This is a genomic window from Paraglaciecola arctica BSs20135 (genome assembly GCF_000314995.1).
Classification (GTDB): Bacteria; Pseudomonadota; Gammaproteobacteria; order Enterobacterales; family Alteromonadaceae; genus Paraglaciecola; species Paraglaciecola arctica.
In genome coordinates this window covers 37,117-56,378 of the sequence record NZ_BAEO01000068.1, presented here as the reverse complement: position 1 = coordinate 56,378, position 19,262 = coordinate 37,117, and the positions used below count along the sequence as shown (strand labels likewise).

The 19,262-nt window shown below is 42.0% G+C and carries 17 protein-coding genes; 9 read left to right on the top strand and 8 right to left on the bottom strand.

What is annotated here, in order from left to right:
- Positions 1 to 39 precede the first annotated feature (39 nt).
- From GARC_RS24830 to GARC_RS24815, 4 genes are read left to right on the top strand one after another with little or no spacing between them, the layout of a single operon-like run.
- Positions 40 to 885, top strand: coding sequence for a heme/hemin ABC transporter substrate-binding protein (locus GARC_RS24830; protein WP_007625760.1), 846 nt, complete (start codon positions 40 to 42; stop codon positions 883 to 885).
- Positions 872 to 1,957: a FecCD family ABC transporter permease gene (locus GARC_RS24825; RefSeq protein WP_007625757.1), complete on the top strand. Its 1,086-nt coding sequence runs from the start codon at positions 872 to 874 to the stop codon at positions 1,955 to 1,957. Before GARC_RS24830 ends, GARC_RS24825 begins: the two co-directional genes overlap by 14 nt.
- Entirely contained in the window at positions 1,950 to 2,738 is a 789-nt protein-coding gene (locus tag GARC_RS24820) for an ABC transporter ATP-binding protein (protein ID WP_007625755.1), read from the top strand. Before GARC_RS24825 ends, GARC_RS24820 begins: the two co-directional genes overlap by 8 nt.
- An 18-nt stretch (positions 2,739 to 2,756) precedes the next feature.
- The gene (locus GARC_RS24815; protein ID WP_007625754.1) at positions 2,757 to 3,482 is read left to right on the top strand and encodes a HugZ family pyridoxamine 5'-phosphate oxidase; all 726 of its coding nucleotides are present in this window, start codon (positions 2,757 to 2,759) and stop codon (positions 3,480 to 3,482) included.
- Positions 3,483 to 3,561: 79 nt separating this feature from the next.
- Here GARC_RS24815 and GARC_RS24810 read toward each other — a convergent pair whose 3' ends face one another.
- From GARC_RS24810 to GARC_RS24800, 3 genes are all read right to left on the bottom strand, one after another.
- The gene (locus GARC_RS24810) at positions 3,562 to 4,737 is read right to left on the bottom strand and encodes a saccharopine dehydrogenase family protein (RefSeq protein WP_007625753.1); all 1,176 of its coding nucleotides are present in this window, start codon (positions 4,735 to 4,737) and stop codon (positions 3,562 to 3,564) included.
- A 185-nt stretch (positions 4,738 to 4,922) separates the two neighbouring features.
- The gene (gene pyk, locus GARC_RS24805; protein WP_007625752.1) at positions 4,923 to 6,356 is read right to left on the bottom strand and encodes a pyruvate kinase; all 1,434 of its coding nucleotides are present in this window, start codon (positions 6,354 to 6,356) and stop codon (positions 4,923 to 4,925) included.
- A 268-nt stretch (positions 6,357 to 6,624) separates the two neighbouring features.
- Complete coding sequence (locus tag GARC_RS24800) at positions 6,625 to 7,476, bottom strand: MurR/RpiR family transcriptional regulator (protein WP_007625751.1); 852 nt, start codon at positions 7,474 to 7,476, stop codon at positions 6,625 to 6,627.
- Positions 7,477 to 7,760: 284 nt separating this feature from the next.
- On the opposite strand from GARC_RS24800, the gene zwf reads away from it, so the two are divergent.
- Genes zwf through GARC_RS24775 form a run of 5 tightly spaced genes read left to right on the top strand, consistent with a single transcriptional unit; the run spans position 7,761 to position 13,392 of the window.
- Positions 7,761 to 9,251 (top strand): glucose-6-phosphate dehydrogenase, encoded by a 1,491-nt coding sequence (zwf, locus tag GARC_RS24795; RefSeq protein WP_007625750.1) that lies wholly within the window; start codon positions 7,761 to 7,763, stop codon positions 9,249 to 9,251.
- On the top strand, positions 9,251 to 9,943 hold the full coding sequence (gene pgl, locus GARC_RS24790; protein ID WP_007625748.1) for a 6-phosphogluconolactonase: 693 nt from the start codon (positions 9,251 to 9,253) through the stop codon (positions 9,941 to 9,943). Before zwf ends, pgl begins: the two co-directional genes overlap by 1 nt.
- Before the next feature lie 26 nt (positions 9,944 to 9,969).
- Complete coding sequence (gene edd / locus GARC_RS24785; protein WP_007625746.1) at positions 9,970 to 11,790, top strand: phosphogluconate dehydratase; 1,821 nt, start codon at positions 9,970 to 9,972, stop codon at positions 11,788 to 11,790.
- A 4-nt stretch (positions 11,791 to 11,794) separates the two neighbouring features.
- Complete coding sequence (locus GARC_RS24780) at positions 11,795 to 12,745, top strand: glucokinase (protein WP_007625745.1); 951 nt, start codon at positions 11,795 to 11,797, stop codon at positions 12,743 to 12,745.
- A 5-nt stretch (positions 12,746 to 12,750) separates the two neighbouring features.
- Positions 12,751 to 13,392, top strand: a complete 642-nt coding sequence (locus tag GARC_RS24775; RefSeq protein WP_007625744.1) for a bifunctional 4-hydroxy-2-oxoglutarate aldolase/2-dehydro-3-deoxy-phosphogluconate aldolase — start codon at positions 12,751 to 12,753, stop codon at positions 13,390 to 13,392.
- A gap of 75 nt (positions 13,393 to 13,467) precedes the next feature.
- On the opposite strand, the gene GARC_RS24770 is transcribed toward GARC_RS24775, so the two are convergent.
- The 5 genes from GARC_RS24770 to GARC_RS24750 form a co-directional block, all read right to left on the bottom strand.
- Positions 13,468 to 14,130: a peptidylprolyl isomerase gene (locus GARC_RS24770; RefSeq protein WP_007625742.1), complete on the bottom strand. Its 663-nt coding sequence runs from the start codon at positions 14,128 to 14,130 to the stop codon at positions 13,468 to 13,470.
- Between the two features lie 22 nt (positions 14,131 to 14,152).
- The gene (gene argA, locus GARC_RS24765; protein WP_007625740.1) at positions 14,153 to 15,463 is read right to left on the bottom strand and encodes an amino-acid N-acetyltransferase; all 1,311 of its coding nucleotides are present in this window, start codon (positions 15,461 to 15,463) and stop codon (positions 14,153 to 14,155) included.
- A gap of 10 nt (positions 15,464 to 15,473) precedes the next feature.
- Positions 15,474 to 16,847 (bottom strand): argininosuccinate lyase, encoded by a 1,374-nt coding sequence (gene argH / locus GARC_RS24760; protein ID WP_007625738.1) that lies wholly within the window; start codon positions 16,845 to 16,847, stop codon positions 15,474 to 15,476.
- Positions 16,847 to 18,094 carry an argininosuccinate synthase gene (locus GARC_RS24755; RefSeq protein WP_007625736.1) on the bottom strand — a complete coding sequence of 416 codons (1,248 nt, stop codon included), beginning with the start codon at positions 18,092 to 18,094 and terminating at the stop codon, positions 16,847 to 16,849. Before GARC_RS24755 ends, argH begins: the two co-directional genes overlap by 1 nt.
- Before the next feature lie 237 nt (positions 18,095 to 18,331).
- Positions 18,332 to 19,261: an ornithine carbamoyltransferase gene (locus GARC_RS24750; RefSeq protein ID WP_007625734.1), complete on the bottom strand. Its 930-nt coding sequence runs from the start codon at positions 19,259 to 19,261 to the stop codon at positions 18,332 to 18,334.
- Position 19,262 lies beyond the last annotated feature (1 nt).

The following is a 19,262-nucleotide window of genomic DNA, read 5'->3' as shown; positions in this document are numbered from 1 at the left end:
AAAGGCGGGTTGTTCCCCGCCACTGCTGAGAAATAAACTATGTACAAGTTAATACTGATTTATGCACTAGTTACTGGTGTCGTGAATGCAGCTACAGATGCCCCGAAACGCATAATAAGTTCAGGTGGAAGCATCACCGAAATTATTTATGCCTTAGGTAAGCAGGAACTGATTGTGGCAACCGACAGCACCAGTCTTTATCCCATGGCTGCAGTTAATTTACCTAAACTTGGCTATTTTAGGCAGTTAAGTACTGAAGGGGTTTTAAGTTTTCAACCTAGCCATCTTATTGGTGCCCATGCGACTGGCCCCGCTAGCCTTGCTGGGCAACTTGAAGCTGCAGGGGTGCAAGTTAATATATTGGGAGAACAAAGGGATTTGGCAGGTTTAACGCAACTCATTGAGCAAGTTGGCAAGTTACTGGGCGCTGAGAATGACGCATTTTTATTAGTCGAAACCATCTCGCAACAAGTGACAGAACTTAAACTTCGGCAAAACACTGATCCTTCATTAAGTGCCTTGTTTGTGATGTCTGATAGTGAAAGAGGATTAACAGTTGCGGGTAATAATACTGTGCCACAAGCCTTGTTTGATGACGCAGGCATTCATAACGTTGCCGCTAAATTGACGGATTACAAAGTGATGGACAACGAGTCTATTTTGGCTGCAAACCCAGACTTGATTTTTGTTGCTAGTCACAGGATTAAAGAGCCAAAAGCTATAAAAGCACTTTGCCAACATCCAGCCTTAAAAGCCACTACAGCAGGTAGAAATTGCAGCCTAGTTGTGATGGAAAGTAGTAATGCCTTAGGTTTGTCGCCCCGATATCCTCAAGCGCTTGCCACTATCATTTCGAGTATAGAGTCGCTTTATGTCCGCAGATAGTCTGTCTGTCACCCTGCATGCTACCTTAACTCAACGCCATAAAAAGTATGGGCGGGGAATCTGGCTTGCAGCAGGATTGGGAGTGTTTTTGATACTAGTTGGTTTACAGGCTGGTAGTTTTGCCCAGTCATCTTTTGACATGTTGCAGATGTTGATTAAAAAAATCACCTCGCAAGACTTAACCCAACAACAAGATATCCATTGGTACATCTTTTCCGAGTTAAGAGCGCCGCGCATGGTAATGGCGATATGTGTGGGAGCACTATTGGCTATGTCAGGATGTGCCATGCAAGGCTTAGTCAGAAACCCATTAGCTGATCCAGGATTAATAGGTATTTCGGCCGGAGCAGCCGCAGCGGCAGCTACTACTTTAGCCTTGGTTAATCATTTTCCTGAACTAGAAAAAGCCGGGCAATATCTAGTGGCCGGCAGTGCGTTTGTAGGGGCATTACTTGCAGTATGGATAGTCTTACTGGTTGCTAAAACCCCCATGGGTACGGCTATTTCGTCCTTGATTTTGGCAGGTGTAGCGGTGAATGCTTTAGCGGGCACTCATATAGGTGCAATCAGTTATATGGCAAATGATGACGCACTGCGGCAAATCACCTATTGGACAATGGGCAGTTTAGGTGGGATTGACTGGCATAAAGTATCATTTGTCGGGGCCTTAAGTGTGCCTGCAATTGGGCTGTTTTTACATCTACGCAAGTCATTGAATATGCTGGCATTGGGAGAAAATGAAGCCCAATGTATGGGGCTCGCGGTAGCCAAGCATAAACGCCTGACTCTTTGGTTGGTGGCTTTTTCAGTGGCTTTAGCGACAGCACTTTGCGGTATTATTGGTTTTGTTGGATTGGTAGTACCTCATATTGCTCGCACTTTGTTTGGGGCAGACCACCAATATTTAATGCCCGCTTGTGGCGTGCTGGGTGGTGTATTGATGTTGGTAGCCGACATTATATCGCGAACCTTATTCCCTCCTTTAGAAATTCCCATAGGTATAGTGACTTCTGCCGTGGGTGCTCCTTTCTTTTTGTATTTATTAGCTAAGGGCAAGGCCGAGCATGTTTGAAATGAAAGACATATTTCTAAATTATAGGGAAAAAAGCATTCTTCAAAATATTTCTTTATCACTCAGTAGCGGAGATTTTGTCACTGTTATTGGAGAGAATGGTTGCGGTAAATCTACCTTACTACGTTGTGTTGCGGGTCTGCATCAACAAACTAGTGGCAGTATTATGTTTCAACAAAGAAACTTGGAGCAATGGTCAAATAAAGCCTTGGCAAAAGAACGTGCTTTTGTGGCGCAAAACAACCAGGTGCATTTCGCTTTTTTAACTGAAAATCTCTTAAAATTAGCGCGTTCAGAACAAGTAGAGACTGATAAACAAAGCACTTTGCTGATCTGTGAATTAGCCGAAAAGTTAAGTATTAGCCACTTGTTTGGACGTGATGTGCGTACCTTATCAGGAGGTGAACGTCAGCGGGTGTTTATCGCTAAAGCTCTGTTGCAGTTATTGCCAAGTAATAAACCAAACAATCACCAGTTAGCCTATCAAAACAAGTTGCTACTGCTAGATGAACCGACCTCTGCCCTCGATTTTCGTTTTCAAAAAGCCATGATGGATCTAGTTCAAGAGTTCTGTCAAAAAGGTTTAGCTGTGGTTTGTGTTAGCCACGATATGAACTTGGTGTTGCCCTATGCGAGCCAAGTTGTATTGCTTGCCCAAGGCAGGTGTTTAGCTAAAGGCGAAGCTAAAGATGTCATCACCACAGAAAATTTATCCGATTGTTTTGGTGTCACCCCCAAACTTATTCCACAAATAGGCTCAGTGCCTTATATCACTCATTAACTTTTATTAGGATTTAACATGAAAAAACAAGCCTATATATTTGATGCTAAAACCCTAGTGCGTCAACAACATTCAGCTGTGCTAAGCACTCATTCCCAGTCGGTAGAGGGTTATCCATTTGGTTCGATAGTGCCTTATTTTATGACGCCAGAGGGAGATTTGATTATATACATTAGTCAAATAGCCCAACACACTCGGAATATTAAGGGTAATCATAAAGTGTCTATGACTGTATTTGATAACTTGGCTGATGACTCTCAAGCTTCTGGCCGAGTGACTTTGCTTGGCGATGCTCATTTAATTGAGGATGAATCGCTGAAGGCTCAATATTTCTCTCTATTTAAGCAAGCGGAGGCCTACCAGCAAACCCATGATTTTATGTTCTATAAAATTATTCAAAAGCGGGTCAGGTATATTGGAGGTTTTGGAAAAATTCATTGGATCAACCAAGAAGATTGGCAACTAGATGTAAGTAATTGGCAACAAGCCAGTAAAGGCATAGTGGAACATATGAATAAGGACCATCAAGAAGCCATGCAATTGATCTTAGCTCATCAGTTTAATATCGAAGCCCAGCAAGTATCTATGCTGTCAGCATTTTGTGAGGGTGTGCATTTACAAGGGGATAATAATATTTATTATTGGCCATTCGACAACACTTGTTTGACATCGACTCAAGTGCGCGAACAACTGGTTAAGGCGACACATGATGCTAGGGCAGGGTTAATCTCTGTAGCCTCTTAAAAATTGGGCTATAGCTTTACTTCAATTACCAGAAACTTAAAGCCCAAGTTAATGACTTGAGCTTTAAGTGGTTAAGTCATTATTCTTGTTTGAAAGTTAACCCAGCATTCGCCACTAGGCGTTTAATCAACTTATCACCCATAGCTGGCGCTGATGTCCAAAAACCACCTTGGGTTTCGGTGGCATCTTTGACCAAACAAATAGCTGCTTCGGCAATAACTTTTGATGTTGAACCGTAACCTGGATCTCTGTCGCCTGTTACGGCAACTTTGATACTGTTACCTTCTGCGTCTGATCCAACATAAAGTAAATCGTAAAAGCCATTCTCGCGCTCTTCTTTGCTTGGGCCTTCACCTGGTTTAGGTCCGCCATCTCCGCCCATGCTTTTGTCATTTGCCATAGCGTTGGCAATGGCCTCACCTTTTTCACCAGGGCCGGTCATAAACATCTCGTCATACACAAAATCGTCGCCATATTCGCTGTTCAACAAAAAATTAGAACGTTGTACGTTGCGGGTATTAATGGCTGCCATCACAAAAGGGGTCACCCAAGTGCCTAGGTCTTCTTCATAATAAGGTTTATTACCAAAAGGTTGTTCGGCTCCAGTAAATCCAGGTGTGAGAGAAAATGGATTAAGAAGTGCTTTCATTTTAGCAGGATCTTTTTTGGCTGCTACTAGAGTGGCTTTAAGGCTAGCTGCCGTACCTCCCGAAAAGGTTCCTTTCATTTTTCTAACGCGACATCTTACTCTGGGCATAGGATGACCAAATTTTTCTTTGGCCAATTGTTGTAAGTGATACACACCTAGGTCAGATGGAATTGAGTCAAAACCACATGAGAACACTATACGTGCGCCACTGGCTTTAGCCGCTTCTTGATGGGCTGGGATCATTTCGCTCATCCATACCGGCTCACCACATAAGTCGACATAATCTACTCCTGATTTAGCGCACATTGCCACCAAATCAGAGCCGTACAATTGATAAGGACCTACAGTTGTTAATACCAGTTTGGTATCGTCCAACATTGCTTGGATTGTGCTTAAATCTTCTGAGTCGGCCACAACTAAAGGGGTATCAGAAGGCGCGCCTATTTCATCTCGAACCTGCGCTAGTTTTGCAGCACTTCTACCTGCCATGGCCCATTTTACTGAACTATCGCCAGCATATTGTTTAACCAAATATTCGGCAACTAATCGGCCTGTAAAACCAGTGGCTCCATAAATAACAATATCGAACTTTTTATTTGTACTCATAACACTCTCCAATTACTTTTGTATGTTGAGTGTAATGGGGATCATCTATAATTTTAATTTATTTGGGTAATGGCTAACTATATCGTTTATTAATGAATAGCTAGCTTCAGAGTAAAAAAAAACGAGCCATTAAGGCTCGTTTTATATTCAGAATATCGACTAGATAACGCTAGTTAATAGTTTTCTTAAGCTGTAACAATCTTACAAGCATTGGTGCCACCGACAGTTTCCATTACATCGCCATAAGTCATAATGAATTGATCACCAGGCTCTACAATGCCTTTTTCTAATAGTACTGCTACCACGTCGTCTTTAAGTTTACCCGGGTCGCTGCCTCTAGAGTCAAAAAAGACAGGTTTAACACCGCGATATAAAGCCATTTTGTTTAAGGTACTTTCGTGTCTAGACATCGCATAGATAGACAGTGAAGTAGTGATACGTGACATTAATAATGGTGTGCTACCACTTTCAGTTAAAGCCACTATAGCCTTAATTGTACTTAAGTGATTCGCTGAATAGACCGCGCTTAATGCCACTGTTTCGCTGACAGAGTGAAAAGCTTCATCCATTCTATGTTTTGAGATAGTTACACTAGGATGTGTTTCTGCACCTACACAAACGCGCGCCATCGCTTCTACTGTTTCAACTGGGAATTCACCAGCCGCAGTTTCGGCTGACAACATTACAGCATCAGTACCATCTAATACTGCATTGGCTACGTCCATTACTTCAGCACGAGTTGGCATTGGGCTGGTAATCATCGACTCCATCATTTGTGTGGCGGTAATCACTACTTTATTAAGCTGACGGGAGCGAGCGATAAGTTTTTTCTGGACACCCACTAATTCAGCATCACCAATCTCCACACCTAAATCACCACGAGCAACCATTACGGCGTCAGATGCTTCGATAATGTCATCAATGGCTTCGTCTGAAGCAACGGTTTCTGCACGTTCTACTTTTGCGCAAATCATGGCATAACAACCCGCTTCTTCAGCAAGTTGACGGGCATATCGCAAATCAGCACCTGAACGTGGGAAAGACACGGCTAAATAGTCCACGCCAATTTTGGCTGCAGTAACTATATCTTCTTTATCTTTAGCCGTTAGTGCTTCAGCTGACAAACCACCACCTTGGCGGTTAATGCCTTTATTATTCGATAATTTGCCTGCAACAGTCACTTGGGTATGTACTTTATTACCTTCAACGCTAGTTACTACTAATTGAATACGTCCATCATCAAGCAATAATAAGTCGTCTTTTTTCACATCTTGAGGCAATGCTTTATAATCGATACCTACTGCTTGTTGGTTTCCATCTTCTTTGCCCATGTCGGCATCAAGAATGAAATGGTCGCCAATTTTTAATTTGATAGAACCGTCAACAAATTTAGATACGCGAATTTTAGGTCCCTGCAAATCGCCCAATATGGCAACGTATTTACCTAATTTTTTCGCTGCAGCGCGAACTTTGTTTGCTCGGTTAATATGATCTTCGGCTGTTCCATGGGAAAAGTTCATGCGAACCACATTGGTTCCAGCTTTAATAATCGCCTCTATTTGCTCCACGGTATCTGTGGATGGACCTAAAGTTGCGAGTATTTTTGTTCGTCTTAACATAGTTTGGGTACCCTGTTGTTGTGGCGCGTTGGTTACCTATCTTCGCAGTACATGTTGCTTAGAATGGACTAAATTCACTAAATTAAACTTAGTCTCTATAGGGCGATAGTTGTTTTTGTATTCATTTATAAAAAGCAAAATAGTTATAAATAAACAAATCTGTAATTTTATTACGAAAATGGTAGTGCAAAATGACCGAAAAGTGAAATTATTCTAATAAAAAAGAGCCTTTTGGCTCTATTTTATTAAAATAAGCTAGGTTATTCGTTTAATCACTGCGTTTATCAAACCTTGAACCGCGTAATGTGTCTTTCACACGTTTAAGGTTTTCTCTGAATTTATTGCCTCTTCTGAGCGTAAAACCTGTGGCCAATATGTCAATAAGTATCAACTGCGCAATCCTTGACGCCATAGGCATATACATATCAGTATCTTCTGGGACTTCAAGGGATAACACTAAATTACATTCTTTGGCTAGAGGGCTGTCTTTAGAAGTAATGCCCATGACGGTAGCATCATTTCCTCGGGCTATTTGGGCTATTTCCACCAAACTTTTGGTTCTGCCAGTGTGAGAAATTAATACTACAACATCACCTTCACCAGAATTCATACAGCTCATTCGTTGCATGATAATATCTTCGAAATATATGACAGGGACATTAAATCGAAAAAACTTATTTAACGCGTCGTGGGCTACCGAGGCAGATGCCCCTAATCCAAAAAAGGATATTTTTTGGGCTTGGGTTAATAAGTCTACCGCACGGTTAATCGTGGCTATATCAACCGATTGCCGTGCAACCTCAAGTGAGGCCATAGTGGATTCAAAAATTTTATGAGTATATTCTTCAGGACCGTCGTTTTCTTCAACATGACGGTTTACATAAGGTGTGCCATTCGCAAGGCTTTGGGCTAAATGTAATTTAAAATCGGGATAACCTTTGGTGTCCAATCTGCGGCAAAATCGGTTCACTGTAGGCTCACTAACACCGGACATCTTTGCTAGAGTTGCAATGCTGCTATGAATAGCGGTTTGTGGATTTGCTAATATGACCTCAGCTACTTTGCGCTCAGACTTGCTAAAAAGAGCATTATGTTGGGTTATTTTTTCTAGAATATTCATGCGCGCATCAAAAACTTCATTATAATGGTTCCACTCAAAGGTCGATATTAACCTTGGCTCATTAAAGTCAGAATACTATAGTTGTAATTTTTTAACAGGAAATCTTTCGGTTTAATGGACTAAAAACCGTCATGTCAGCAGTTTTAGCGGCAAAATCTTAGTGAAAAGTTGTAAAATTACTACATTTAATGTTAAATTTTACGTTATGCGTTGTTGATTGGGTTGTAACTGCAATTTGTTATGACAATTAACACTATCAATCTCAATATTAGTAGGCAGAAAAAATGGTTTTGGAAAATTCATTCGAACCTTGTGATTTCGTGTTGTTTGGCACACAAGGTGATTTAGCCAGACGTAAACTTTTACCTTCTTTATATCAACTCGAAAAAGCTGATCTAATGCATGCCGAAACAAAAGTGATCGGCGTGGCGCGTCAAGATATTAGTCAAGTAGAGTATGTTGCACTTGTAAAAGAAAATATTGAAAAATTTTCTAAAGAGGAGCTATGCCAAGAGACATGGCAGCGATTCTCTGAAAAATTAGATTATGTGCAAGTCGATATGAAAAATATAGATAGCTACAAAGCATTTAAAGATCATGTCGATCCCAAACGTATGATGGTTTGTTATTTTGCAACGCCTCCTTCAATTTTTGGTGACATATGTCTTGGGCTTAAAGCAGCAAAAATTATCGATAAAAGCATGCGAGTGGTCTTAGAAAAACCCATTGGACACGACTTAGCGTCATCTAAAAAAATCAATGACCAAGTCGCTGAGTTTTTTGACGAATCTCAGATTTACCGGATTGATCATTATTTGGGTAAAGAAACAGTTTTGAATTTGATCGCGTTGCGCTTTGCTAACTCGATTTTTGCCACTAACTGGGACCATAATTGTATCGATCATGTGCAAATCAGTGTCGCCGAGTCTGTAGGTATTGAAGGCCGTTGGGGATATTTCGACGAAGCAGGGCAGATGCGTGACATGGTGCAAAATCACCTACTACAAATTTTGACGCTGATTGCCATGGAGCCACCTGCTAACTTAGATGCAGACAGTATTCGCGATGAAAAACTCAAAGTACTTAAATCATTACGTCCTATTAATGCGAGCAATGTGCGTCAGAATACTGTTCGTGGTCAATATGTAGGTGGCTTTGTTAAAGGTCAAGAAGTGCCAGGTTATTTAGATGAGCCTGATGCGAATACATCCAGCGAATCGGAAACCTTTATTGCTCTAAAAGTTGAATTGGATAATTGGCGTTGGGCTGGCGTGCCGTTTTATTTACGAACCGGTAAACGACTACCCAATAAAACCAGTGAAGTAAATATTTTCTTTAAACGTCAACCACATAACTTGTTTAAAGACAGTTTCCCGGAGTTACCAGCGAACAAACTCACCATTCGTTTGCAGCCAGACGAAGGGGTTGAAGTCACTGTCATGAACAAAGTGCCAGGACTGACTGGAAAGAGTTCAATGGATTTACAAAAATCTAAATTGAATTTGAGTTTTTCTGAAACCTTCAAAGATGAACGCATAGCAGATGCCTATGAAAAGCTGTTGTTAGAAGTCATGTTGGGTAATCAGGCTTTATTTGTTCGTCGTGACGAAGTAGAGGCCGCATGGAAGTGGGTAGATGGTATCCTAGCTGCTTGGAAAAACAGCAACGAACCACCTGAACCTTATCAGGCCGGTACATGGGGGCCAGTAGCGTCAATCGCGTTACTCGCTCGTGAAGATAGAGCTTGGTATGAAAGCCGCATGGGGAAAAAGTAATGGCATTAACGCAATCTAAATTTAGAACAACCGAACAACTCAATACTGCATTAGTTCGCAAAATCACTAAGTTACTTAGGGATGGTATAGAAGAAAACGGCCGAGCAAGCCTAGTAGTGTCAGGTGGACGCACACCAGCAGAGCTTTTTAATGCTTTGTCTAAAGCACATCTAGAGTGGAACAAAGTTGATATTAGTTTGGCTGATGAGCGTTGGGTAGATAATACCGATGATGCATCTAACGAAAAAATGCTGCGAACTAAGTTACTCATCAATAATGCTGCAAATGCTAATTTTGTACCGTTAAAAACCCATCATGGCGATGCCAAAGATGCAGTATTAACGTGCACCGATAATCTACAAAAAATGCATACTCCTTTTGACGTACTGATTTTGGGTATGGGTGAAGATGGTCATACGGCGTCATTGTTTCCTTGCTCAGAGCAAATTTCTGAAGGCTTGGATCTTGAGTCTGGCAATGCATATATTGCCGTTCAGCCTACCACCGCACCAAATCAGCGCATGTCATTAACTTTGCCAGCCTTATTAAACAGCAATCAAATATTTTTACATCTCACTGGTGAGAGTAAAAAGGACGTGTTAGATAAAGTTCTGTCAGATGACGACGCTATGGTTATGCCAATTCGAGCCGTCATCAACAACGCTGATGTTGAGCTTGTGTGGGCACCCTGATTAAAAATTTTTTATAGGAAAAATCCATGAACCCTGTTATCCAAGAAGTCACGGACCGAATTATACAGCGCAGCCAAAGTTCGCGTAAAAGTTATTTAGAGAAAATTGAAAGTGCGCGTTTGCAAGGTCCACATCGTGGTGTGTTGTCTTGTGGTAACTTAGCTCATGGGTTTGCCGCTTGTGGCACCGAAGATAAAGCTGATTTACGTAGCATGACCAAATCAAATATTGCGATAGTGTCATCTTACAACGATATGCTCTCAGCTCATCAACCCTATGAAGCATTCCCTGCTAGGTTAAAACAGGCTATTAGTGCTGTTGGAAGTGTCGCCCAATTTGCTGGTGGTGTACCTGCTATGTGTGACGGTGTTACCCAAGGTACACCGGGAATGGATTTGAGCCTGATGAGCCGTGATATTATTGCCATGTCTACGGCTGTTGCGCTTTCACATAATATGTTTGACGGTACCTTGATGTTAGGTATTTGCGACAAAATTGTCCCTGGGCTATTGATTGGTGGATTGAGTTTTGGTCACTTGCCTACAGTATTTGTCCCCGCAGGACCAATGCCTTCTGGTATTCCGAACAAAGAGAAAGCCCGCGTTCGTCAGCTATATGCTCAAGGCAAGGTTGGCCGTGAAGAATTACTGGATGCTGAATCAAAATCTTATCATTCAGCTGGCACTTGTACTTTTTATGGTACCGCTAATAGTAATCAGCTGGTCGTGGAAATCATGGGTCTACACCTTCCTGGTTCTTCATTTGTTAATCCAGGCACACCATTGCGTGATGCATTAACGGATGCAGCAGCTAGACAAGTCACTCGTATTACTGATTTAGGTGATGAGTATCGCCCTATTGGTCATATAGTTGATGCCAAAGCCATAGTGAATGGTTTAGTGGGGCTGCTGGCTACAGGTGGTTCAACAAATCACACTATGCATTTAGTCGCAGTGGCTAAAGCGGCAGGATATATTATCAACTGGGATGATTTTGCCGATATTTCCAAAGCTGTACCTTTGTTAACGCGTATTTATCCAAATGGTTCCGCCGACATTAACCACTTTACCGCTGCAGGCGGTATGGCGTTGTTGATCAGAGAATTGTTAGAAGGTGGATTGTTGCATAATGATGTGCAAACCATATGTGGTCAAGGGTTAGAGCAATATACCAAAGAACCTATTTTAGATCATGGTGAACTAGTTTGGCGTGACGGACCAGCGGAATCATTTGACAAACAAGTGGTAGCAACTGTTAGTGAACCATTCAAGGTCGATGGTGGTTTATCTGTATTGAGCGGCAATTTGGGCCGTGCAGTAATGAAAACTTCTGCTTTACGTGAACCCCATTGCAAAATTAAAGCGCCGGCTGTGGTATTTGAAGACCAGTTTGAATTACATGCGGCGTTTAAAGCCGGTGACTTAGATATGGATTGTGTGGTTGTTGTGCGCTTTCAGGGACCATCTGCTATCGGTATGCCAGAATTACATAGCTTGACGCCGCCGCTAGCCGTATTGCAAGACAGAGGGTTTCACGTGGCCTTAGTGACTGACGGACGTATGTCTGGTGCTTCGGGTAAAGTGCCAGCTGCCATCCACGTTACACCAGAAGCAATTAAAGGCGGTATGTTAGCCAAAATTCAAACCGGAGATATGATCGAATTAAACACTCAAACCGGTGCTATGGATGTTTTGATAAGCGCAGAAGAGTTAGCTAACCGAGAAGCTAAAGTTACCGACGTTGCTAAACATCAAATTGGCATGGGCCGCGAAATGTTTGCTGGGTTACGTACTACGTTAACCGGCGCAGAGCAGGGTGCTTGTTCGTTGTTTCACGGTCAGGACTAATAAAATGTCAAAGTTTGTTGCGGATGTAGGCGGTACTAATATTCGTTTGGCACAAATTGAGAATGGCTCACTGAGCCATATCAAAAAGTATTTATGCAGCGACTATAAAACCATAGGTGCTGCTATTAATGCGTATTTTGCTGAATTTTCTGATTTGAATTTTACAGCGGGTTGTTTAGGTGTTGCTTGCCCAGTGAATGGCGACATGATTTCTATGACTAACAATCCCTGGCAGTTTTCTATCTCGCAATTACAAACTGAACTAGGCTTAGATTGGTTAGGTGTGATCAACGATTTCACCGCTGTAGCCTATGCAGTGACTGTATTGAATAATCAACAGAAAGAACAAGTTGGCCAAGGGCAGGCAAGGGAATTAGATAACATTGCGGTATTTGGTCCCGGTACTGGGCTAGGAGTGAAACACTTAACTTATACCTCTGACGGTTGGCTGGCATTGGACGGTGAAGGCGGACATGTCGATTTCGCACCCGTGGATGAAGTGGATATCGCTATATGGCAATTTTTAACTGAAAAATTTGGTCATGCATCTGCCGAAGAAGTGATGTCTGGACGTGGTTTGGTGCATATCTATCAAGCAATTGCCAAACACCAAGGACTATTAGCTCCATTGGATGATCCAGCGGATATAACTGAACGAGCTCTTGATGGTGGTTGTGCATTAAGTGTGGCTACATTGAATCAATTCTGCAAAATATTGGGTAGCTTTGCAGGAAACCTTGCCCTTAATTTAGGGACACGTGGTGGCGTGTATATTGGAGGTGGCATTGCCCCCCGTTTCACCAATTTTATTAAACAAAGTGATTTTCGGGCACGTTTTGAAGCCAAGGGTCGATTTCGTGACTACGTAGCTGGCATACCGACTTTCATTATTACCGAGCCCGATCATGGTTTGATTGGTGCTATGGCTTATTTAAATCAAAATTGTAAAGGTTAAATGCAATGACAAAGAATTGGAAAATGACATCAGAAGAAATATTCAACCAAGGGCCTGTTGTGCCGGTATTGGTAATAAAAGATGTTGCACACGCTGTGCCATTGGCTAAAGCACTTATCGCTGGTGGTATTCGTGTACTTGAAGTTACTTTACGTACAGACGCTGCTTTAGAAGTGATCGCTAAGATTGCTAAAGAAGTACCAGAAGCGATTATTGGTGCAGGTACAGTGACTAATCGTGCTCAGTTGCAACAAGTCATCGATGCGGGTGCTAAATTTGCTATTAGTCCAGGGATGACTACAGATCTTCTAAAAGCTGGTAATGAAGGTAGCATTGCCCTAATCCCTGGCATTTCATCTATTTCAGAATTGATGACAGCTGTAGATCATGGCTATACTCACTTGAAATTTTTCCCTGCCGAAGCATCAGGTGGCGTAAAAGCCCTTAAAGCAATAGGTGGTCCATTCCCTGATATTAAGTTTTGCCCAACAGGTGGTATAAGCCCAAGTAACTATAATGATTATTTGGCTTTACCTAATGTATGTTGTGCTGGTGGTTCATGGTTAGCGCCTGAAGAAGCCATGATCAATGGTGAATGGGATAAAATTACTGAGCTTGCAAAACAAGCGGTAGCTGGCGTTAAATAAATTTAATTCCAGTAATGTTTAAAAAGCCGCGTAAGCGGCTTTTTTATTGTCTATGAAAAAGTGTTAATGCCGTACTTATTGAATCAAAATAGTTGCTTTAACTATTGCCACTTCTTCGCTAGTTTTGCCACTTCTCGACCCTAGTTTTTCGATACTTTCAAGCACTTCCATGCCCTTTACAACTTGACCAAATATAGTGTGTTTACCATCTAACCAAGGTGTAGCCGTGAAGGTTAAGAAAAATTGGCTGCCGTCGGTATTGGGACCCGAGTTAGCCATACTCAGCATCCCGCCTTGAGTATGTTTGAAGTCATCACTAAATTCTCCAGCATATTTGTAGCCCGGATTTCCCCTGCCAGTGCCTATTGGATCGCCGCCTTGAGCCATAAAACCAGGGATAATACGATGGAATATGGTGTTGTCGTAAAAACCTAAAGTGGTTAAATATAGTGTGCTAGACACGTGCATGGGGGCTATGTCTGGCATAAGTTCGATAACAATCTCACCTTTATTAGTGGTTAATTGCCAGAGGTAGGTTTTATCTTGGCTAAAAGTAAATTCGCTGGGTTGCGGTAAAGTTGTTTTCCAGTCTTCTTGGGTTTTATCAATCTTTTGTTGGTCGATAAATTGCTGTGCATCTTTGATGGCTTGGTCTTGGAATAAGTCGCAACCAGATAATATGCTGCTAATAAAAAATACAGCAAAAAGCTGTATTATGCGGGTCAGATATAAATTCATTACAGGCCTAATTTATGAGTGTTTAAACCGCTAGCTTAAACACTTTAGATTTGCGTTGAAAGTTGTAAAGCTGTTTTTTCTTAGTTGGCAATTCGTCTAAGCTAATTTCAACAAAGCCTTGTTCTTGAAACCAATGGGCGGTCACAGTGGTGAGTACAAAAATGAAATCCAATCCTTGTTCTCGTGCTTGTTTTTTGATGGCACTTAATAAGCGTTCGCCACGATTGCCGCCTCGATAGTCGCTATGAGTGGCAACACAGGCAAGTTCACCCATTCTTTCTTCGGCATAAGGATAGAGCGCTGCGCAAGCTATAGTCATTCCGTCTCGTTCAATCAAGGCAAATTGTTCAATTTCTTGTTCAAGATGTTCTCTTGAGCGTTTAACTAAAATACCGTTTTCTTCTAAAGGTTTGATTAGTTTAAGGATCCCACCTACATCCTCTATATTCGCTTGACGTAATTGCTCATACGATGTTTGGGATATGAGTGAACCTGCGCCATCACGAGTAAATAACTCTTGAAGTAAGGCTCCATCTTGACGATAACTCACAGTATGGCAACGACTTATACCTGCTTGCAAACTAGATATTATGGCTTGCAATGATTGTTTCTCAGAGGCGTAAAACGGCTCATTCAACATAGCGTAGAGTTCGTCTAATTCTAAATTTCTTAACAGTCTGCCATCTTTGCTTACAATACCGTCTTGGTGGCTAAACAATATGAGTTTGTCGGCTTTAAGTGCAATCGCAGCTTTAGTTGCCACATCTTCATGAGATAAATTAAAGACTTCGCCAGTTGATGAGTATCCCATTGGTGATAACAACACTATAGATCCATCATTTAAATGGTCGTTAATGCCATCGACATCAATACGGCGCACTACACCGGTATGTTCAAAATCCACGCCATCGCGCACACCTATAGGCATAGCAACCACTAGATTACCTGAACACACTCGGATATGTGAGCCGTGCATCGGTGAGTTGGCTAGTCCCATTGTCAACAGAGCCTCGACTTGGGAGCGTAGCGATCCAGCTGCGTCTTTGACACATTCAAGGGTTTGTTTATCGGTGATACGAATATCTTGATGAAAGCGTGTTTCTAATTTTCGTAATGCGACTCTTTGATCAATTTGTGGCCGCGCACCATGTACTAAAACTAAACGTACACCTAAGCTGCTTAACAAGGCAATATCATGAATGATATTGGCAAAGTTAGCTTCTTCTATGGCTTCACCACCAAACATCAATACAAAGGTTTTACCCCTGTGGGCATTGATGTAGGGTGCCGAATTGCGAATGATTTTAACACTGTCAATGTGTGAAACGACCACAAATTAATCCTTACTTATTTTGCGCTATTTCAGCGTCTAGAGCTTTAGTTACTGGATCAATACCTGTGCCACCTAGAATGCTGCGTTTATCGACTAAATAATCGAGTTGCAATATTGCGTAAACATCGTCTTCAATTAAGTCTGAGAATTGTTGTAATTCAGCAATGCTTAATTCTTCGATGGCTTTTTTCTTCTCTAGCGCGGCTAATACTACTTGACCCGAGATGTCATGGGCGGTTCTAAAAGGAATACCTTTAGCTACAAGATAGTCGGCTAATTCAGTGGCATTGGCATAACCTTCACGGGCGGCTTTGGCACAACGCTCTGAATCTAACTTGATACTGTCAATAACTTCGCAAGCAATACATAAACAGATATGCCACTGAGTCACAGCATCAAGTAAACCTTCTTTGTCTTCTTGCATATCTTTGTTGTACGCAAGTGGTAAACCTTTCATGGTAACTAACATGCCCTGCAAACTGCCAAATACCCGGCCACATTTACCACGCATAAGCTCAAGTGCATCGGGGTTTTTCTTCTGAGGCATCAATGATGAGCCAGACGTTACTTCATCACCTAAAGTAATAAATCCAGCTTCACCAGAATTGAAGAAAATCAAATCTTCTGCCATACGCGACATATGCATCATGCTAGTGCTGGCAGCAAATAAAAGCTCCAACACAAAATCACGATCCGATACCGCATCTAAGCTATTTAAACATGGGCTATCAAAACCTAATTCGCTGGCAATTTCATAACGGTCAATGGGGTAGGTGGTACCCGCTAATGCGCCACAACCAAGAGGTGACTGGTTTAAGCGCACTCTTAAGTCACGTAAGCGGCTAATATCACGTTTAAACATTTCTACATAGGCTAAACACCAGTGCGGGTAGCGTACTGGTTGAGCACGTTGTAAATGGGTATAGCCTGGCAAAATAACGGTTTTGTTGTTGCTTGCGGTACCCACTAAAGACGCTTTAACGTTTTCTAAATCGGCAACTAACAGGTCAATGTGTTCACGTGTCCAGAGTTTAAAATCTGTTGCCACTTGATCATTTCGGCTACGACCTGTGTGTAATTTGCGAGCAATATCACCAAGTTGCTCAATCAGCGTGGCCTCAACAAAGCTGTGAATATCTTCTTCACTGCTTGCATCAAAGTCCAAAGTGTCAGCCTCTGCTTTTACTAACAATGCTTGCAGAGCTTGTTCAAGTTGCTGTTGTTCGTCTTGGGTTAATACTCCGGCTTTATAGATGGCTTTTGACCACGCAATAGAACCACGGATATCTTGACTGGCTAATGCACGGTCGAAGGGTAACGAATCGTTGACCCTTCTAAACATTGCACTACTGCCGTCTTGAAAACGCCCGCCCCACAAACTCATTATTCGATACCTGTATTTTTAAAAGCTTGGCCTTTTTTATTCATTGCTTCAATACGGCTAGATAAGCTGTATAAACGGATGAAACCTTCAGCGTGGCTTTGGTCGTAAACGTCATCTGCACCAAAAGTGGCAAAGTCTTCAGAATACAAACTGTTTGGAGATTTTCTTTGGGTAACAGTGGCCTGACCTTTGTACAATTTCACCACTATTTCTCCAGTGACTTTTTGCGCAAAGCTTGCAGCACCGGCTAGAAGTGAATCGTTTAAGGCTGTGAACCAACGACCGTCATACATAACATGTGAATACTCAAGACCAATCTGCTCGCGATATTTAAGCGAGGCTTTATCTAATACTAAACATTCTAAGGCTTTGTACGCTTTCATCATCACTGTGCCGCCTGGAGTTTCGTAACATCCACGAGACTTCATGCCTACTAAACGGTTTTCAACAATATCGATACGGCCAACACCATGAGCTGCAGCAATTTTGTTAAGTTTCATTAAAACGCCATAAGGAGTTAATGATTCGCCATTTACCTTAGTTAACTTGCCTTCTTCGAAGCTAAGTTGAACCCGTTCCGGTTTATCTGGCGCGTCTTCTGGATCAACTGTTAATGTCCAGATCCCTTTAGTGGGTTCACACCAAGGATCTTCTAACTCTCCACCTTCGTGAGAGATATGCCAAGCGTTTGCGTCACGGCTATAAATTTTAGTTAAAGAAGCTGTGCATTCAATATTACGTTCGGCTAGGTAATCAAGAAGATCTTCACGAGATACCATGTCCCACTCACGCCAAGGAGCTATCACCGCCAATTGTGGTGCAAGAGCAGCAAATGTGCCTTCAAAACGAACTTGGTCGTTACCTTTACCAGTACAACCATGACAAAGTGCATCCGCACCCACTTTAAGGGCAATTTCTACTTGGGCTTTAGCAATGATTGGACGAGCCATAGAAGTACCAAGTAAGTACTCACCTTCGTATACGGCCCCAGTAGTAATGGTTGGGTAGATATAGTCAGATACAAACTCTTCTTTTAAGTCGACTATGTAACATTCACTTGCGCCAGTAGCGAGAGCCTTTTCACGAAGTCCAATTAACTCCTCTTCACCTTGACCTACATCAGCCGCAAAGGCGATAACTTCACAGTTATAGGTTTCGATTAACCAAGGAATGATAGCGGACGTGTCTAAGCCACCTGAATATGCCAACACTACTTTTTTGAATTCTTTTGTTGCCTGAATAGCCATGATTTTTCCTGTTAAAAGTAATTGCTAGCTTCGAGCTAGCACATTACTGCATTAATTTAATCTGATCTAATAAAGTGATTGACACTCTATCTACAATATTTTTTACAATCTGCTCGTAGCTCGTAGCTCGTAGCTCGTAGCTCGTAGCTCGTAGCTCGTAGCTCGTAGCTCGTAGCTCGTAGCTCGTAGCTCGTAGCTCGTAGCTCGTAGCTCGTAGCTCGTAGCTCGTAGCTGTTTTTAATTTCTTGGTTCGAAGTCTTTTGCTAACAACTCGACTAAAATCGCATTTTGACCATGCATTCTATTTTCTGCTTGTTGCATCAGCAATGATTTTTCACCATCAATTAAGCTGCCACTGATTTCTAGATCGCGATGGGCAGGCTGACAATGCATGACATAGTCAGCGCCAGTTGTTTCCATTAACGCTTCTGTTATTTCGTAACCAGCAAAGGTGTCCTTTATTTCTGCTAAAGGAGTGTCGTCACCCATTGATAACCAAGTATCGGTGTACAGTACTTGTGCGCCGTTGGCTGCACTCATATCTGTACTGATAGTTAACTTTCCGCCGTATAGTGCTGCTCGAGCTTCGGTTAACTCAACTATTTTAGGATCGACTTCGTGACCTTTAGGTGTAATAACAATCACTTCGCATCCAAGTGCGACACCAACCAACATCAATGAATGAGTAACGTTATTACCATCACCAATATAGGCTAGTTTTACCTTGCTTAAGTCATCATAATGTTCACTGATGGTGAGGTAATCAGCCACCGCTTGGCAAGGGTGGTATATATCACATAATGCATTAATCACTGGTACTTTGGCTGATCCAGCTAATTGTTCCAAAGTACTATGGGTAAACACCCGAGATACAATGGCATCTGCCCAACAGGCTAGGTTTGCACCCATATCTTTAACATCTTCTCTGCCAGCCAATTTATTTGATTGGCTATCTAGATACACCATGTGGCCACCTAACTTATTGATACCAATGTCAAAACTAACACGGGTTCGCAACGAAGGTTTTTCAAACAAAGCAACAACCGACAGCCCTTCTAAAGCTGTGCGATAACCCGCAGGATTATTTTTGATGGTTGTAGCCAAGGCTAATAAATTGTGTAATTGGTCCGCGGTCCAATCTTTAAATGAAAGGAGATCTTGTTTCATA

Bases quoted from the DNA above. Each gene is read 5' to 3' on its own strand.
- GARC_RS24830 (WP_007625760.1), top strand. From the start codon at position 40: ATGTACAAGTTAATACTGATTTATGCACTAGTTACTGGTGTCGTGAAT.
- GARC_RS24825 (WP_007625757.1), top strand. From the start codon at position 872: ATGTCCGCAGATAGTCTGTCTGTCACCCTGCATGCTACCTTAACTCAA.
- GARC_RS24820 (WP_007625755.1), top strand. From the start codon at position 1,950: ATGTTTGAAATGAAAGACATATTTCTAAATTATAGGGAAAAAAGCATT.
- GARC_RS24815 (WP_007625754.1), top strand. From the start codon at position 2,757: ATGAAAAAACAAGCCTATATATTTGATGCTAAAACCCTAGTGCGTCAA.
- GARC_RS24810 (WP_007625753.1), bottom strand. From the start codon at position 4,737: ATGAGTACAAATAAAAAGTTCGATATTGTTATTTATGGAGCCACTGGT.
- pyk (WP_007625752.1), bottom strand. From the start codon at position 6,356: ATGTTAAGACGAACAAAAATACTCGCAACTTTAGGTCCATCCACAGAT.
- GARC_RS24800 (WP_007625751.1), bottom strand. From the start codon at position 7,476: ATGAATATTCTAGAAAAAATAACCCAACATAATGCTCTTTTTAGCAAG.
- zwf (WP_007625750.1), top strand. From the start codon at position 7,761: ATGGTTTTGGAAAATTCATTCGAACCTTGTGATTTCGTGTTGTTTGGC.
- pgl (WP_007625748.1), top strand. From the start codon at position 9,251: ATGGCATTAACGCAATCTAAATTTAGAACAACCGAACAACTCAATACT.
- edd (WP_007625746.1), top strand. From the start codon at position 9,970: ATGAACCCTGTTATCCAAGAAGTCACGGACCGAATTATACAGCGCAGC.
- GARC_RS24780 (WP_007625745.1), top strand. From the start codon at position 11,795: ATGTCAAAGTTTGTTGCGGATGTAGGCGGTACTAATATTCGTTTGGCA.
- GARC_RS24775 (WP_007625744.1), top strand. From the start codon at position 12,751: ATGACAAAGAATTGGAAAATGACATCAGAAGAAATATTCAACCAAGGG.
- GARC_RS24770 (WP_007625742.1), bottom strand. From the start codon at position 14,130: ATGAATTTATATCTGACCCGCATAATACAGCTTTTTGCTGTATTTTTT.
- argH (WP_007625738.1), bottom strand. From the start codon at position 16,847: ATGAGTTTGTGGGGCGGGCGTTTTCAAGACGGCAGTAGTGCAATGTTT.
- GARC_RS24755 (WP_007625736.1), bottom strand. From the start codon at position 18,094: ATGGCTATTCAGGCAACAAAAGAATTCAAAAAAGTAGTGTTGGCATAT.
- GARC_RS24750 (WP_007625734.1), bottom strand. From the start codon at position 19,261: ATGAAACAAGATCTCCTTTCATTTAAAGATTGGACCGCGGACCAATTA.